The organism is Streptomyces sp. URMC 124 (genome assembly GCF_051386455.1).
In the GTDB taxonomy this organism is placed as follows: Bacteria; Actinomycetota; Actinomycetes; order Streptomycetales; family Streptomycetaceae; genus Streptomyces.
In genome coordinates, this window is sequence record NZ_JBPQTS010000006.1 from 40708 (window position 1) to 56519 (window position 15812).

General features: G+C 72.6%; 9 protein-coding genes and 1 tRNA gene. 7 read left to right on the forward strand and 3 right to left on the reverse strand.

What is annotated here, in order from left to right; genetic code table 11:
* Nucleotides 1-101: 101 nt before the first annotated feature.
* The 4 genes from topA (at nt 102) to ACSNOG_RS02225 (ending at nt 10043) form a co-directional block, all read left to right on the forward strand.
* A complete protein-coding gene (topA, locus tag ACSNOG_RS02210) occupies nt 102-2975 on the forward strand; it encodes a type I DNA topoisomerase (protein WP_436750781.1) in 2874 nt (957 codons plus the stop codon).
* Nucleotides 2976-3099: 124 nt separating this feature from the next.
* On the forward strand, nt 3100-6504 hold the full coding sequence (tmk, locus tag ACSNOG_RS02215) for a dTMP kinase (RefSeq protein ID WP_436750782.1): 3405 nt from the start codon (nt 3100-3102) through the stop codon (nt 6502-6504).
* A gap of 268 nt (nt 6505-6772) precedes the next feature.
* Nucleotides 6773-7993 carry a DNA polymerase III subunit delta' gene (locus ACSNOG_RS02220; RefSeq protein ID WP_436750783.1) on the forward strand — a complete coding sequence of 407 codons (1221 nt, stop codon included), beginning with the start codon at nt 6773-6775 and terminating at the stop codon, nt 7991-7993.
* Between the two features lie 298 nt (nt 7994-8291).
* Nucleotides 8292-10043 carry an alpha/beta hydrolase gene (locus ACSNOG_RS02225; RefSeq protein ID WP_436750784.1) on the forward strand — a complete coding sequence of 584 codons (1752 nt, stop codon included), beginning with the start codon at nt 8292-8294 and terminating at the stop codon, nt 10041-10043.
* An 82-nt stretch (nt 10044-10125) separates the two neighbouring features.
* Here the strand turns inward: ACSNOG_RS02225 and ACSNOG_RS02230 are convergent.
* Together ACSNOG_RS02230 and ACSNOG_RS02235 are read right to left on the reverse strand one after the other, a co-directional pair.
* Nucleotides 10126-10199 (reverse strand) — tRNA-Thr (locus ACSNOG_RS02230).
* 161 nt (nt 10200-10360) lie between these two features.
* Nucleotides 10361-11119 carry a thioesterase II family protein gene (locus tag ACSNOG_RS02235; RefSeq protein WP_436750785.1) on the reverse strand — a complete coding sequence of 253 codons (759 nt, stop codon included), beginning with the start codon at nt 11117-11119 and terminating at the stop codon, nt 10361-10363.
* Between the two features lie 236 nt (nt 11120-11355).
* Here ACSNOG_RS02235 and ACSNOG_RS02240 point away from each other — a divergent pair, with 236 nt between their 5' ends.
* Entirely contained in the window at nt 11356-12228 is an 873-nt protein-coding gene (locus tag ACSNOG_RS02240) for a metallophosphoesterase family protein (protein ID WP_436750786.1), read from the forward strand.
* Nucleotides 12225-13004, forward strand: coding sequence for a 4'-phosphopantetheinyl transferase family protein (locus tag ACSNOG_RS02245; protein ID WP_436750787.1), 780 nt, complete (start codon nt 12225-12227; stop codon nt 13002-13004). Before ACSNOG_RS02240 ends, ACSNOG_RS02245 begins: the two co-directional genes overlap by 4 nt.
* Here the strand turns inward: ACSNOG_RS02245 and ACSNOG_RS02250 are convergent.
* The gene (locus ACSNOG_RS02250; protein WP_436750788.1) at nt 12976-13998 is read right to left on the reverse strand and encodes a TauD/TfdA family dioxygenase; all 1023 of its coding nucleotides are present in this window, start codon (nt 13996-13998) and stop codon (nt 12976-12978) included. The two genes, ACSNOG_RS02245 and ACSNOG_RS02250, sit on opposite strands and share 29 nt — an antisense overlap.
* 247 nt (nt 13999-14245) lie before the next feature.
* On the opposite strand from ACSNOG_RS02250, the gene ACSNOG_RS02255 reads away from it, so the two are divergent.
* Nucleotides 14246-15799: an ABC transporter substrate-binding protein gene (locus tag ACSNOG_RS02255; protein ID WP_436750789.1), complete on the forward strand. Its 1554-nt coding sequence runs from the start codon at nt 14246-14248 to the stop codon at nt 15797-15799.
* Nucleotides 15800-15812 lie beyond the last annotated feature (13 nt).

A 15812-nucleotide genomic window follows, 5' to 3' on the forward strand; every position in this document is an offset into this window, starting at 1 on the left:
TTGCGGGCTTTTTCCGTTTGACACGGGGGCGGGATGTACCGTCACACTCCGCAGCGTCACCGCAGCGCCCACACCGAGTGCCGACCGGAAGAAGAGCGAAGTTGTCCCCGACCAGCGAGACCGCAAAGGGCGGCCGCCGACTCGTCATCGTCGAGTCGCCTGCCAAGGCGAAGACGATCAAGGGCTACCTCGGCCCCGGATACGTCGTCGAGGCGAGCGTCGGGCACATCCGTGACCTGCCGAACGGGGCCGCCGAGGTCCCGGCGAAGTACAAGGGCGAGTCCTGGGCCCGGCTCGGCGTCAACGTCGAGAAGGACTTCCAGCCGATCTACGTCGTGAACCACGACAAGAAGGATCAGGTCAAGAAGCTCAAGGAGCTGCTGGCCGAGTCCGACGAGCTCTTCCTCGCCACCGATGAGGACCGCGAGGGCGAGGCCATCGCCTGGCACCTGCAGGAGGTCCTCAAGCCCAAGGTGCCCGTCCGCCGCATGGTCTTCCACGAGATCACCAAGGACGCGATCCAGGCCGCCGTCGCCAGCCCGCGCGAGCTGAACAAGAAGCTCGTCGACGCCCAGGAGACCCGCCGCATCCTCGACCGCCTCTACGGCTACGAGGTCTCGCCGGTCCTGTGGAAGAAGGTCATGCCGCGGCTGTCGGCCGGCCGCGTGCAGTCCGTGGCCACCCGTCTCGTCGTCGAGCGGGAGCGCGAGCGCATCGCCTTCCGCTCCGCCGAGTACTGGGACCTCACCGGCACCTTCGGCACCGGCCGCTCCGGTGACAACAGCGACCCCGCGACCCTCACCGCCCGCCTGGCCTCGGTCGACGGCCGGCGCGTGGCCCAGGGCCGCGACTTCGGCTCGAACGGCCGCCTGAAGGACGCCGCCCAGGTGCTCCACCTGGACGAGGCCAACGCCCGCGCGCTGGCCGCCGCCCTCGCCGAGGCCTCGTTCTCGGTGCGCTCGGTCGAGTCCAAGCCGTACCGCCGCTCGCCGTACGCCCCGTTCCGCACGACGACGCTGCAGCAGGAGGCCTCGCGCAAGCTGGGCTTCGGCGCGAAGGCCACGATGCAGGTGGCCCAGAAGCTGTACGAGAACGGCTTCATCACCTACATGCGTACGGACTCCACGACGCTGTCCGACACCGCCGTGAACGCGGCCCGTGCGCAGGTCACCCAGCTCTACGGCGCCGACTACCTGCCGGAGAAGCCGCGCACGTACGCCGGCAAGGTCAAGAACGCCCAGGAGGCGCACGAGGCGATCCGGCCTTCGGGTGATCGTTTCCGCACGCCCGCCGAGACCGGCCTGACCGGCGACCAGTTCCGGCTCTACGAGCTGATCTGGAAGCGGACCGTCGCCTCCCAGATGAAGGACGCGACGGGCAACTCGGTCACCGTGCGGATCGGCGGCCGGGCGAGCGACGGCCGGGACGCCGAGTTCACCGCCTCCGGCAAGACCATCACCTTCCACGGCTTCATGAAGGCCTACGTGGAGGGCGCGGACGACCCGAACGCCGAGCTCGACGACCGCGAGCGCCGCCTCCCGCAGGTCACCGAGGGCGACCCGCTCACGGCCGAGGAGATCACGGCCGACGGCCACGCCACCAAGCCCCCCGCCCGCTACACCGAGGCCTCGCTGGTCAAGGAGCTGGAGGAGCGGGAGATCGGCCGCCCGTCGACCTACGCGTCGATCATCGGCACCATCCTCGACCGCGGCTACGTCTTCAAGAAGGGCACGGCGCTCGTCCCGTCCTTCCTGAGCTTCGCCGTCGTCAACCTGCTGGAGAAGCACTTCGGCCGGCTCGTCGACTACGACTTCACCGCCTCCATGGAGGAGGACCTCGACCGCATCGCCCGCGGCGAGGCCCAGGCCGTGCCGTGGCTGCGCCGGTTCTACTTCGGCGAGGGCACCGAAGGCGCCGCGGGCGGCGCCGCCGAGGCCGGCAACGGCGACGGCGACCACCTCGGCGGCCTCAAGGAGCTCGTCACCGACCTCGGTGCGATCGACGCCCGCGAGGTGTCCTCCTTCCCGGTCGGCGAGGGCATCGTGCTGCGCGTGGGCCGCTACGGCCCGTACGTCGAGCGCGGCGAGAAGGACTCCGAGGGCCACCAGCGGGCCGACGTCCCCGGCGACCTCGCGCCCGACGAGCTGACCGTCGAGTACGCCGAGGAGCTGCTCGCCAAGCCCAGCGGGGACTTCGAGCTGGGCACCGACCCGGGCACCGGGCACCAGATCGTCGCCAAGGACGGCCGCTACGGCCCGTACGTGACGGAGATCCTCCCCGAGGGCACCCCGAAGACCGGCAAGAACGCGGTCAAGCCGCGCACCGCCTCGCTCTTCAAGTCGATGTCCCTGGACACGGTCACCCTGGACGACGCGCTCCGGCTGATGTCGCTGCCGCGCATCGTGGGCACCGACGCCGAGGGCGTCGAGATCACCGCGCAGAACGGCCGCTACGGCCCTTATCTGAAGAAGGGCACCGACTCGCGGTCGCTGGAGACCGAGGACCAGCTCTTCAGCATCACCCTGGACGAGGCCCTGGCCATCTACGCCCAGCCCAAGCAGCGCGGGCGCGCCGCGGCCAAGCCGCCGCTGAAGGAGCTGGGCACCGACCCCGTCAGCGAGCGCCCGGTCGTGGTCAAGGACGGCCGCTTCGGCCCGTACGTGACGGACGGCGAGACCAACGCCACCCTGCGCCGTGACGACGACGTCGAGACGATCACCCCGGAGCGCGGCTACGAGCTCCTGGCGGAGAAGCGCGCCAAGGGCCCGGCGAAGAAGACGGCCAAGAAGGCCCCCGCGAAGAAGGCGCCGGCGAAGAAGACCGCCGCCAAGAAGACGGCGGCCAAGAAGACCGCGGCGAAGAAGACGACGACCGCGAAGAAGACGACGGCGTCCAAGACGGCCACCAAGACGGCCGCCAAGAAGACGACCGCCGCGAAGAAGGTGGCCGCGGCCGCACAGGCCGCCGACGAGTGACCGGCCGACGGCGCGGCGGGGGCTTCCCCCGTCCGCGCCGTCAGCGTCGGTGGGCCATCCATTCGTTCGGGCGCATGTTCGGGCAGAAACGCGGAAGCCCGGACAGGCCGGATAGGCTGGCAGGATGACGCGAGCCGAGCAGCCAACCGTGGTGACCTCCACCTCCGGCGCCCTAGCCGCGGACTCCCGCGAGCGTGCCGTCCGGTCCCTGCTGCGCTTCCCACCGCTGCGGCGGCTGTGGAACGCCCAGTTCGCCGGCGGTGTCGGAGACTCCCTCGCCCTCCTCGTCCTTCTGCTGCTCTCGCTGCAGGCGGCCGTCGCGGAGGGCTCCTTCGGGGGCGGTTACCGAGGCGCGGCCCTCGCCGTCGCCGCGGTCCTCGCGGCACGGCTGCTGGCGACCCTCCTCTTCGGCGCGGTGCTGCTCGGGCCGCTGTCCTCGCTCATCGCCCCGGCCGGTCCCCTCGACCGCCGGTGGACCATGATCGGCGCGGACGGGGTCCGGTTCGGTCTGCTGGCCGTCGCGCCCCTGTGGCTCGACTGGACCGGGAGCCGTGCGCTCGCCTTCCTGCTGATCTCCGCCTTCGTGATCGGCGTCGCCGAGCGCGTGTGGACGGTCGTCAAGGACAGCGCGGCCCCCGCGCTCCTGCCCGCGCCCCCCGTCGAGGGCTCGGCGGTGCGCCCCCTGCCCGATCACTACGACGCGCTGCGGCGCCTGTCGCTGCGCACGAGCTTCGTCTCGCTGCCCCTCGCCGCGGCCGCGCTCCTCGCCGTCACGCTGATCGGCAATCTGCTCGGCGCCGGCATCGACTGGTTCCACCAGCATCAGGCGGCCCTCGGGTCGTTCCTCGCGGCCGTCCTGTTCGGCGTCTCGGGCGCCATCCTCTACTTCCTGGAACTGCCCGGCGCGAAGTCGCCGCGCGTGCGCTCCCCGCTGGAGGGCCTGCGCCGCCCCAAGACCACCCAGGGCCCGAACGCCGGGCGGACGCCGGACACCGGCCGTACGGGCGCCATCCCGGTGCTCGTCCTGGCCTGCGCGGCCGTCGCGGGCGCCATTGCCGCCGCCGTCGGCGTGGCCGCCCTCCAGGCCGTCGACCTCGGCGGCGGGCCCGTGGCCTTCGGCCTGCTCGTCCTCGCCCTCTCCGGCGGGCCCGTCATCGGCATCCGCAGCGCCGTCAAGGTGCTGCCCGGCTTCTCCCGGCGTCGCCTGCTCGCGCTGTCCATCGCCCTGACCGGCCTGGCACTGCTCGCGGCGGGCCTCGTGCCCGACCCCACCACGGTCCTCCTGCTCGTACTGCTCGCCGGCGTCTGCGCGGGCGTCGCCGCCAACACCGGCCACGCCCTCCTCGACCAGGAGACGGAAGAGGCCCGCCGGCCCCGTACGACCGACCACCTGCACGCCGTCGTCCGCGTCACGGCCGCGCTGGGCGCCGTCGCCGCGCCGCTGCTCGCCGCCGCCATCGGACCGCACCGGCTGGAGAGCGGCAGTTTCGTCTTCGCGCACGGAGGGGCCGCCTTCACGCTGATGCTCGTCGGCGCGCTGCTGCTGCCCGTCGGAGCCATCGTGCTCGGCAAGACCGACGACCGGCACGGCGTGCCCTTCCGCCGCGACCTGCTGGACGTGCTGCGCGGCGGCGACCCCGACCAGACCCCCGCCACGACGGGCTTCTTCCTCGCCTTCGAGGGCGGAGACGGCGCCGGCAAGTCCACGCAGGTGCGGGCCATCGCCGAGTGGATCCGCTCCAAGGGCCACGAGGTCGTGGTCACCCGCGAGCCCGGCGCCACGCCCATCGGGCAGCGGCTCCGCGCGATCCTGCTGGACGTCTCGTCGGCCGGCCTGTCCGACCGCGCGGAGGCGCTGCTCTACGCGGCCGACCGCGCCGAGCACGTCGACTCCGTCGTCCAGCCCGCCCTGCAGCGCGGCGCGATCGTCATCTCCGACCGCTACATCGACTCCTCCGTGGCCTACCAGGGCGCCGGGCGGGACCTCTCGCCGACCGAGATCGCCCGCATCAACCGCTGGGCCACGGGCGGGCTCGTGCCGCACCTGACCGTGCTGCTCGACGTCTCCCCGGAGACCGCGCGCGAACGTTTCACCGAGGCGCCCGACCGGCTCGAATCCGAGCCCATGGAGTTCCACAACCGCGTCCGCACCGGGTTCCTGACCCTGGCCGCCGCCGACCCCTCGCGCTACCTCGTCGTGGACGCCGGGCAGGCGCCCGAAGACATCACCACCGTCGTACGCCACCGCCTCGACCAGGTCCTGCCGCTCTCCGCGGCCGAGATCGAAGCCCGCGAGAAGGCCCGCAAGGCCGCCGAGGAAGCAGCGCGGCGCAAGGCCGAGGAAGAAGCCGCGCGCAAGGCGGAGGAAGCGCGGCTGGAGCGCGAGCGCCAGGAGCAGCTCGCCAAGCTGCGCGCCGAGGAGGAGGAGCGCAAGCGGCGCGAGGCCGAAGAGGCCCGCATCCGTGAAGAGGCGCGCCTCGCCGAGGAAGCCCGGCAGCGTGCCGAGGAGGCCCGCAGGCAGGCGGAAGAGGAGCGCAAGCGCCGCGAGGCGGAGGAGCGCACCCGCGCCGCCGAGCAGGAGCGGCTCCGCAAGCAGGCCGAGGAGGAAGCGCGGCTGCGCGCGGAGGCCGAGGAGCGGCGCCTGGAGAAGCAGCGCAAGGCGGAGGAGGCGCTGCTGCGGGCGGAGCAGGCGCGGGTGGCCGCGGAGGCCGCGGCTGCGGCTTCGGCGGCTTCGGCTGCGGCTTCTGCCGCGCCGGGCTCTTCCGGCACGGGGGCTTCGGGTTCCGAGGCTCCGACCGTCGAGCGGCCTTCGTTCCGCAAGGAGGCGGTGGCCCCCGAGGCGTCCGCTCCGCAGAGCTCGTCGGATGAGACGCAGGTCCTCCAGACGCCGTCCGTCCACCGGCCGGATCCGCGCAATACGGACTTCACCGGGCTGACCGCGGACACGACGCCCACGGTGGAGCGGCCGCGCGTCGATCCGCGGGCTTCGCGGGCGGCTGGCACGGCTGGTGCGTCCGGTGCCTCCGGTGCGTCCGACGAGACCGAGGTGTTGCCGCCTGTCGCCGTACGGCCTGTGGAGCAGCAGCGCGTCACCTGGGGCGTGGAGCCCCAGGAGTCGGAGGAGACGGCTGTGCTGCCGCAGCCGCCGGTTGCCGACGCTGCCGGCGGTGCGAGCGCGGATGCGGACACCGATACGGACGTGACGGAGGTGCTGCCTCCGGTACGGCCGGAGGCGCGCGCCGAGGATCCGGCCGACCGGGTGCCGGACTGGCTGTTCCGGCCGGAAGAGCGCGCGGGTGCGGGCACGGGCGCGGCGGACGCCGAGCAGACGCGGGAGCTGCCGCAGCTGGACGAGGACGCGCAGGACCCCGCCGCCAGGGGCCGCCGTCGCCCGGGCTGGGTGGAGGAAACCTCCCCCGACGACGAGCCGACGCTCGCGGACGAGCTCCTGGGGCCGCGGGGCGGCCGTGAGGGCGGTCGTCGCGGCGACGACGAGGAACGGGGCGGCGGCCGCGGCCGGCGCCGCTGAGGCGGGTTCCGGGCAGGTCCGAGGCCGGGGCCGGGGCTGAGGCCGGGCCTTGTCGGAGCCGGGGTGCCGGGCCCGGGGCCCTTGCCGGGCCCTGTCGGCGCCGGGGTGGCCCGGCACCGCCGCGCTGCGACGTTGAGGTTGATCGCCGTTGCGGCGGGAGTGGAGAGACGGGCCTCGGGCGGGCGTCCGGGGGTTCTTCTCCCCGGCGTTCGGTGTCAGTGCTGTGGCCCACAATGGACGTCGCAGGGCAATCAAGCGGAGGACAGCCATGGCGGTATGGGACGACGTGGTCGGTCAGGACCGGGTGACGGAGCAGCTTTCCGCCGCCGCGCGGGACGCGGATGCCCTGGTCACCGCCGCGGAGTCGCCCGCGGCGGACGCCGCGGCCGTCGGCGGCGGGTCGATGACCCACGCCTGGCTGTTCACCGGGCCCCCCGGCTCGGGCCGGGCCGACGCCGCGCGGGCGTTCGCCGCCGCCCTGCAGTGCGTGAGCCCGGACAGGGCCGTCGGCGGGGCTCCCGGTTGCGGGTTCTGCGACGGCTGCCACACCACGCTCGTGGGCACGCACGCGGACGTGGAGATCGTCCGTACCGACCAGCTGTCGATCGGCGTCAAGGAGACCCGGGACCTGGTCCGCCGGGCCCAGCTCTCCCCGGCCGGCGGCCGCTGGCAGGTGATCGTCCTGGAGGACGCCGACCGGCTGACGGAAGGCGCGGGCAACGTCCTGCTGAAGGCGGTCGAAGAGCCCGCGCCCCGTACGGTGTGGCTGCTGTGCGCGCCGTCGCTGGAGGACGTGCTGCCGACCATCCGGTCCCGCTGCCGCCTGCTCACCCTGCGCACGCCGCCGGTGGCCGCCGTGGCGGAGATCCTCGCCCGGCGGGACGGCATCGACGCCGAACTGGCCGCGCGGATGGCCCGTGCCACGCAGGGGCACATCGGCCGCGCCCGCCGCCTGGCCACCGACGAGCGGGCCCGCTCCCGCCGCGCGGCGGTGCTCAGGCTGCCCCTGCGCGTCGACGACGTCGGCGGCTGCCTGAAGGCGGCCCAGGAACTGATCGACGCGGCCGCCGAGGACGCCAAGCAGGTCGCGGAGGAGGTCGACGCCAAGGAGACCGAGGAGCTGAGGGCGGCGCTCGGCGCGGCGGCCGGTACGGGCAGTCGCCTCCCGCGCGGCACGGCGGGTGCGATGAAGGAGCTGCAGGACCGTCAGAAGCGCCGCAGCACCCGCACCCAGCGGGACAGCCTCGACCTGGCCCTGGTCGACCTGACGGGCTTCTACCGCGACGTCCTGGCGCTGCAGCTCCGCTCGCGCGTGGAGATCGCCAACGCGGACATGCAGGACGCGCTGGAGCGCGTCGCTTCCGCATCCGGCCCGGAGCGGACGCTGCGCCGCATCGAGGCGATCATCGACTGCCGACGCGCTCTGGACCGGAACGTGGCCCCGCTGCTTGCGGTCGAGGCGATGACGATGGCGCTGCGGGCCGGCTGAGCGGCTGCCGGAGGACGGCTGGGCGACGACTGGGCGACGACTGGGCGACGACTGAGCGGAGGCCGACGGAGGCCGAGAGAGCGGCGCGCGCCGCAGGCGTTCGGCCACGTGGACGGCAGAGCGCAACCGCAGACCGCAGACCGCAGACCGCAGACCGCGCAGCAGTCCGGTTACGCGCTCTCACTCATACGAGGCCTCCTGGGCCCGGCGACTGGCGGCACCCCGCAGGGGTACGGATACGCTCCGTCGGTACGCAGCGATTCTCCGTGACCACGTACAGGGACCAAGGGACCAGCCGATGGACTCCAGCCGCCTGTTCCGTACCTCCGGCACCGTCATCGCGGCAGCGGCGCTGCTGATCTCCGGCTCCGCCCTCGGGGACACCTCGCCGCGGGCGACGGCGGCGCCGAGAGCGTACGGGCCGGGCGACGGGCAGGCCCCGTCCGCGGGGAGCGCGGGGGAGGGAAGGGGCGGCCGCGGCCTCCCCGGTCTCGGCGGCTTCGGCGCCGGAGGCACCTTCGCGGGCCTGGGCCGGCTGGGTGGCCCGGGCGGTGCGAGCGGCCCGGGACAGGCCGCCGGCGGCCCGGGCAGGCCCGGGGACGCCCCACTGCTCACCCCGCTGCCGACCGACCTCCCCGCGTCCCTGCGCCCCTACTACGGGCAGAAGCTCGCCTGGCACCCCTGCAGGACGAGCGGCTTCGAATGCGCCACGCTGAAGGCCCCGCTGGACTACGACGACCCCCGCGAGGCGGACGACCTCAAGCTCGCGGTCTCCCGCAAGAAGGCCACGGGCGCGGGCCACGCCAAGCGCCTGGGCTCCCTCATGGTCAACCCGGGCGGCCCGGGTGGTTCGGCGGTCGGCTATCTCCAGCACTTCGCGGGCGTGGGCTATCCCGCGGCCGTCCGCGCCCAGTACGACATGGTGGCCATGGACCCGCGCGGCGTGGCCGGCAGCGAGCCGGTCACCTGTCTCTCCGACGCCGAGATGGACCGCTACACGGAGGTGGACCAGACCCCGGACGACGCCGGGGAGACCGGGGAACTCGTCGCCGCGTACTCCCACTTCGCCGACGGCTGCGCCGCCCGCTCCGGCAAGGTCCTGGGCCACGTGTCGACCATCGAGGCGGCCCGCGACATGGACGTCCTGCGCGCGGCCCTGGACGACGCCAAGCTGACGTACGTGGGCGCCTCGTACGGCACGTTCCTCGGCGCCACCTACGCCGGGCTGTTCCCCTCCCGCGTCGGCCGCCTCGTGCTCGACGGCGCCCTCGACCCGTCCCTGGACTCGGAGCGGATCAACCGCGACCAGACCGCGGGCTTCCAGACGGCCTTCGTGTCCTTCGCGGAGGACTGCGCCCGGCGCAAGGACTGCCCGCTCGGCACCGACCCGGCCGCCGCGGGCGACCGCCTCTCCGCCCTCTTCAAGAAGGCCGACGGGACCCCCCTGGCCACCGGCAAGTCCCGCAGGCTCACGGAGAGCCTCGCCACGACGGGTGTGATCACCGCCATGTACGACGAGGCGGCGTGGGGCCTGCTGCGCAATGCCCTGCGGGCCGCTTTCCAGGGCGACGGCGCCCAGCTGCTGAGGCTCTCCGACGCCTATTACGAGCGCGACTCCCGCGGCTCGTACCAGAACCTCATGTACGCCAACGCGGCCGTGAACTGCCTCGACCTCCCGCCGGCCTTCCGCTCCCCGGCCGGCGTCCGCGACGCGCTCCCGGCCTTCCGCAAGGCCTCGCCCGTCTTCGGTACCCCCCTCGCCTGGGCGGCCCTGACCTGCGGGTACTGGCCGGTGGCGGCCACCGGCACCCCGCACCGCATCCCGGCCCCGGGCGCGGCGCCCATCCTCGTCGTCGGCACCACCCGCGACCCCGCGACCCCCTACGGCTGGGCCCGCTCGCTGGCCTCCCAGCTCTCCTCCGGCCGCCTGCTGACCTACGACGGCGACGGCCACACGGCCTACACCCGCGGCAGCGCCTGCATCGACAACGCGATCAACACCTACCTGCTGACCTCGACCCCGCCGCCCGCGGGCCGGAAGTGTTCCTGACCACACACGGCCCCATAAACTCGCACGGGCCCATAAAACCGAAAAGCCCAGGTCAGACGATGTCTGACCTGGGCCTCTTCGGAGCCGCCTTCGGGATTCGAACCCGAGACCTACGCATTACGAGTGCGTTGCTCTGGCCAACTGAGCTAAGGCGGCAAGCTGCCTGATCCGTACCGGCTTCAGCAGCGCGCCCAAGTCTACACACTCCGGAGGGGTGCTCCGTACACAGTGGTCAGCGGGGGCCGGCGGGGCCTCCCGGCGGGTCTCCCGGGCGGCCTCCCGGCGGGTCTCCGGTGGTCAGTGGGCCGGGACGGGCGTCAGTGGGCCGGGGCCGTGATGCTGTCCGAGATGAGGCCGACGAGCTCCCGCTGGTGGTCGTTGAGGTAGAAGTGGCCGCCGGGGAAGACGCTGATCTCGAAGGGCCCGGTGGTGTGCTGCTCCCAGTCCTGGACCTCGTCGACGGTGGCCTTGGGGTCCTTGTCGCCGGTGAGGGCATGGACGGGGCAGCTGACGCGCAGGCCGGGGCGGGCTCGGTGGGTCTCTATCGCCCGGTAGTCGGCGCGGAGCGCGGGCAGGACCATCTGCAGGATCTCGTCGTTGTCCAGCATCTGGGCGTCGGTGCCGCTCAGCTCGCGGAGCTCCCGGACCAGTCCCGCCTCGTCGCGCAGGTGGACCGTCTCCTCGCGGTGGCGCGAGGGGGCGCGGCGGCCGGAGGCGAAGAGGACGGTGGGCTCGACGCCCCGCTCCTCCAGGCGCAGGGCGACCTCGTAGGCGAGGGTCGCGCCCATGCTGTGGCCGAAGAGGGCCAGGGGGCGGTCGGTCCAGGGGAGGAGCGCCTCGGTGGTCAGGTCCGCCAGTTCGGCCAGGTTGTCGATGCAGGGGTCCGTGCGCCGGTCCTGCCGGCCGGGGTACTGGACGGCCAGCACGTCGACCGCCGGCGAGAGTGCCTTCGACACCGGGAAGAAGTAGCTCGCCGCCCCTCCGGCGTGTGGCAGGCAGGCGAGGCGGACCGGGGCGTCCTGCGCCGGATGGAATCGGCGAATCCACTTTTGGTTGTCAGCGGGGGACATGGTCATCGTGCTGTTTCCCTTCGGAGCCGTTCAGTTGCTGCCTTTCGGGTCTCGGGCAGGATACGTGGGGCGGCCGCAGGGGCATGCTCGTGGCCGGTAGGGGTTCCTTCGGGAGCCCCGGGCGTATTAAGTTCCCTTGCAGGGTGCAGACGTACGTCGTGCCGGCTCGAAGTACGCCGGAACACAGCGGTGTTCCGGTACGCACAGGGGATTCGTCGAGAAGGACGCGAGAAGGACGCACAGTGCCCAACGGAAAACTGCTGGCCGTCAGCGATCTGCACGTCGCCTACAAAGAGAATCGCGCACTCGTCGAAACGCTCCGGCCCGAGAGCGACGACGACTGGCTCATTGTGGCCGGAGATGTCGGTGAGCAGTACGCGGACGTCGAATGGACGCTGCGCCTGCTCGCCGGGCGATTCGCCAAGGTCGTCTGGGCGCCCGGGAATCACGAGCTGTGGACCCACCCGCAGGATCCGGTCGACCTGCGCGGCGAGAAGCGCTATCTCCATCTGGTGGAGCTGTGCCGCGGTCTCGGCGTCGCCACTCCCGAGGACCCGTATCCCGTGTGGCAGGGCGAGGGCGGCCCGGTCGCCGTGGCCCCGCTGTTCGTGCTCTACGACTACAGCTTCCGCGTCCCCGGGGCGCACACCAAGGAGGAGTCGCTGCGCCGCGCCTACGACGCCGGAGTCGTCTGCGCCGACGAGCACTTCCTGCACCACGACCCCTACTCCGGCCGCGATACGTGGTGCCACGCGCGCGTGCAGTACACCGAGCGCCGCCTGGCCGCGGTCGACCCCGCCCACCGCACCGTCCTGGTCAACCACTTCCCCCTGGTGCGCGAGCCCACGAGGATCCTGCGCTACCCGGACTTCGCGCAGTGGTGCGGCACCGAGCTGACCGCCGACTGGCACATCCGCTTCCGCGCCGCCGCGGCCGTCTACGGCCACCTCCACATCCCGCGTGTCACGTGGCACGACGGGGTGCGGTTCGAGGAGGTCTCCATCGGCTACCCGCGCGAGTGGCGGCCGCGCCCACCGCGCGAGCCCCTGCGGCAGATCCTGCCCCGGCCGGCCGGGGAGAGGGTCGGGGACGGCGCGAAGGGGTTCTGGGAATGATCGAGCAGATCCTGCCCGCGGAGGCCGTCGCGGAGGAGAGCTTCGCCGTTCCGCCGCAGCCGTCCACCGCCCCCGGCGCCCGCCCGGGGGAGCCGCTCGCCCTGCCCCACGGGAACGCCCTGGGCCTCTACCCCGAGGAAGCGGCCCACGTCGCCCGTGCCGTGCCCAAGCGGCAGCAGGAGTTCGCGGCCGTACGGGCCTGTGCGCGGCGGGCGCTGGGGCGGCTCGGATTCCCGCCCGTGCCCCTCGTCCCCAACCGGCGCGGCGCTCCGCAGTGGCCCGACGGCGTGGTCGGCAGCATGACGCACTGCGACGGCTTCCAGGCGGCCGTCGTGGCCCGGGCCGACGCCCTGGCCTCGGTGGGCATCGACGCCGAGCCGAACGGGCCGCTCCCCGAGGGCGTCCTGCGCGTCGTCTCGCTGCCGTCCGAGCGCGTGGCCATCGACCGGCTGACCGCACAGCAGCCCCGCGTGCACTGGGACAGGCTGCTGTTCAGCGCCAAGGAAAGCGTCTTCAAGACGTGGTATCCGCTGACCGGGCAGGAGCTGGACTTCGACGAGGCGGAGCTGGAGATCGAGCCGGTCACCGGCACGTTCTCCGCCCGGCTGCTCGTGCCCGGCCCCGTCGTGGGCGGCGTCCGGCTGGGCGGCTTCAGCGGCCGGTGGGCGGCGGTCGGCGGCTTCGTGCTCACGGCCATCGCCCTGCCCGCCCCCGCCCCGGGCCTGCGCCCCGCGGACGGCCCGCAGGTCAGCGAGTCCGCGGCATTCCGTGCCTGAAGGCGGCGAAGCCTTCGGGCAGTTTCCGGGCGTGCCGGGTGTTGAGCCACAGGCGCAGCAGGTCGCGGCGCCTGCCCGGCTCGTCCCGGAAGGCGGAGCGGCCGTGGACGACCACGTTGTTGTTGAGCAGCTGCAGGTCTCCGGCGCGCAGGGTCATCTCGACGCGGTGCTCGTCCATGGCCGCCACGTCCTGGAAGACGCGTAGCGCGCGCTGCTCGATCGGGCTCAGCGGAATGCCTGACTTCGCCACCGCGGAGTCGATGTAGTGCGTCATGTAGAAGCGGCAGCTCAACTGCCCGTCGAAATAGCCGTACACGGAATTCCGGTAGTACGGGAGCTCGTCCGAGCCCTCTTCCGTGCGCCGGTCGTAGACGAATCCCCGGTAGTACAGGCCGAGCAGCTCCCGGTGGTGGGCCAGGAGGTGGTTGTGGACGGTCATGGAGCTGCTGAGGGTGCTGACGCCGCCCTCGCCCGCCTGGCGCAGGCACACCAGGCCCACGATGTCGGAGCTGTCGGTGTGGAAGGGCAGCTCGGAGCGGGTGCGGTAGGCGCGGGTGGCGGATTCGGTGACCTCGCCCTCGCCGTAGTCCCTGACGTGCGCGATCAGTTCGCCTGCCGCGTTCTGGGAGACCGGGGTGCCCAGGTGCAGGGCGATGCCCCAGGCGGCCAGGCGGGCCTCCTGTGGTGACCATGTCTCCACCGGAAGGCCGCGCAGCAGCGTGAATCCGCGCCCGAACTCCAGCTCGTGGACGGCCGCCTCGAACGTCTTGCCCAGAACGGGAAGCGGGAAATCGTTCACGGTGAGCCGGTCGAGCGGAAGTCCGCGGCTCTTCACCGCAGCGAGTGCCGACTGCAACTCACCGATTTCCTCAGGGGTAAGAACGACCGTCCAGTCATGTTCACCGGTGAAGTCGGAAGCGCGCCACGCGCTCGGTCCGGTGACGGGCTCGGTGAGGACGGCGGCGGTGTCTGCGTCAGCGGACGGTGCAGGCATACGGACTCCACTCGGGATTCTCGGCGCTTGCGGCAGGTGTGCAGCACATCGATCATGAATCCAAGCCCGCGGCGGGTCAATGGAGTTGGCCGCGCGGCGCAGGGGGCGGAGTGTCGCGATTGCGCGTGAACTCGATCACCTTCACGCCCTTCCGTGGTGCGGGGAGTGCGCCGGTGGTTAGTTTCCGGGAAGGCACGGTGACGCAGAAAGAAAAGACGGCAGCGAGACGCAGAGACACGGAGACACAGTGGCCAAGTCATCCGCAAGGTCAGGGCCGGCGCCGGGGGCGGCGCTGCGACGTACCGCCCGCGCGACCGGTTGCGCCCTCCTGGCCGGCACCCTGGCCGCCGCGTGCGGCTCCGGCGGCGGCAGCGGCCCGGGCTCCGGCCCCGCCGGATCGCTCTCCATCGGCCTCATCGCCGAACCCGCGAGCCTCGACTTCACCACCACCGACGGCGCGGCCGTCCCGCAGGCCACACTGGGCAGCATCTACGAGGGCCTGGTCCGCGTGGACCAGCAGGGGAAGATCCAGCCGCTGCTGGCCGAGCGCTACGAGCGCTCCGCCGACGGCCGCACGTACACCTTCCACCTCCGCAAGAACGTGAAGTTCACCAGCGGCGCCGAGTTCACCGCCGACGACGCGGTCTTCTCCATCGAGCGGGTGAAGAAGGAGTGGAAGCTCAAGACGGCCCGCCAGATGGACGTCGTCGACAAGGCGGAGAAGACCGACGACCACACCGTCAAGGTCACGCTGAACCACGCGAGCAACGGCTGGCTCTACGCGATGACCACGCGCATCGGCGCCATGTTCAGCCGCACCGGCGTCGCCGACCTCGCCGCCCACCCGGTCGGCACGGGCCCCTTCAAGCTGGCCGAGCGCCGCCGCGGCGACCGCATCGTCCTCGAGCGCAACGCCTCGTACTGGGGCAGCGAGCCGGAGCTCGGCAAGGTCACCCTGAAGTACTTCAAGGACGCCGGGGCGATGAACAACGCCCTGCTCACCAAGGGCATCGACGTCGTCGGCACGGTCCAGGCCCCCGAGTCGCTGTCCCGCTTCTCCGACAAGAACCGCTTCCAGGTCATCGAGGGCTCCTCCACCGGCGAGGTCGTCCTGTCGATGAACAACTCCCGCGAGCCGCTGAAGGACAAGCGGGTCCGCCAGGCCGTGCGCCACGCCATCGACCACAAGGCGCTCGTGGAGACCTCCCGCGCCGGTCACGGCAAGCTCATCGGCACCATGGCCAGCCCCACCGACCCCTGGTACGAGGACCTGACCGGCAGCTATCCGTACGACCCGGACAAGGCGCGGCAGCTGCTGAAGGAGGCTGGTGCCGAAGGCCGCACCCTGAAGTTCCGGGTGCCCAACATGCCGTACGCGATGTCCGCCGCGCAGGTCGTGAAGTCCCAGCTGGAGCAGGTCGGGCTCAAGGCGGAGATCGAGCCCCTGGAATTCCCCGCGCGCTGGCTGTCGGAGGTCTACAACAAGGCCGACTACGACCTCTCCGTCATCGCCCACACCGAGCCACGCGACCTGTGGACGTTCGCCGACCCCGGCTACTACTTCCGCTACGGCAACCCCGCCTACGCCAAGCTCCTCAAGGACGCCGACTCCGGCCGGCCCGAGGACGAGGCCGCCCGCTACCGCGAGGCCGCCCGCCTGCTCTCCGACGACGCCGCGGCCGACTGGCTCTACCTGATGCCCAACCTGATGGTGGCCGACAAGGACGTCACCGGCCTGCCGGTCAACCAGGTCGGCGAGGGCCTCGACCTCGCGAACGTCCGCTGGGCGAAGAAGAAGTAGGAAGCGGCCCCGG

What these genes read in the sequence shown, in the direction of transcription:
- tmk (WP_436750782.1), top strand. Translation starts at nt 3,100, where the DNA reads ATGACGCGAGCCGAGCAGCCAACCGTGGTGACCTCCACCTCCGGCGCC.
- ACSNOG_RS02220 (WP_436750783.1), top strand. Translation starts at nt 6,773, where the DNA reads ATGGCGGTATGGGACGACGTGGTCGGTCAGGACCGGGTGACGGAGCAG.
- ACSNOG_RS02225 (WP_436750784.1), top strand. Translation starts at nt 8,292, where the DNA reads ATGGACTCCAGCCGCCTGTTCCGTACCTCCGGCACCGTCATCGCGGCA.
- ACSNOG_RS02235 (WP_436750785.1), bottom strand. Translation starts at nt 11,119, where the DNA reads ATGACCATGTCCCCCGCTGACAACCAAAAGTGGATTCGCCGATTCCAT.
- ACSNOG_RS02245 (WP_436750787.1), top strand. Translation starts at nt 12,225, where the DNA reads ATGATCGAGCAGATCCTGCCCGCGGAGGCCGTCGCGGAGGAGAGCTTC.
- ACSNOG_RS02250 (WP_436750788.1), bottom strand. Translation starts at nt 13,998, where the DNA reads ATGCCTGCACCGTCCGCTGACGCAGACACCGCCGCCGTCCTCACCGAG.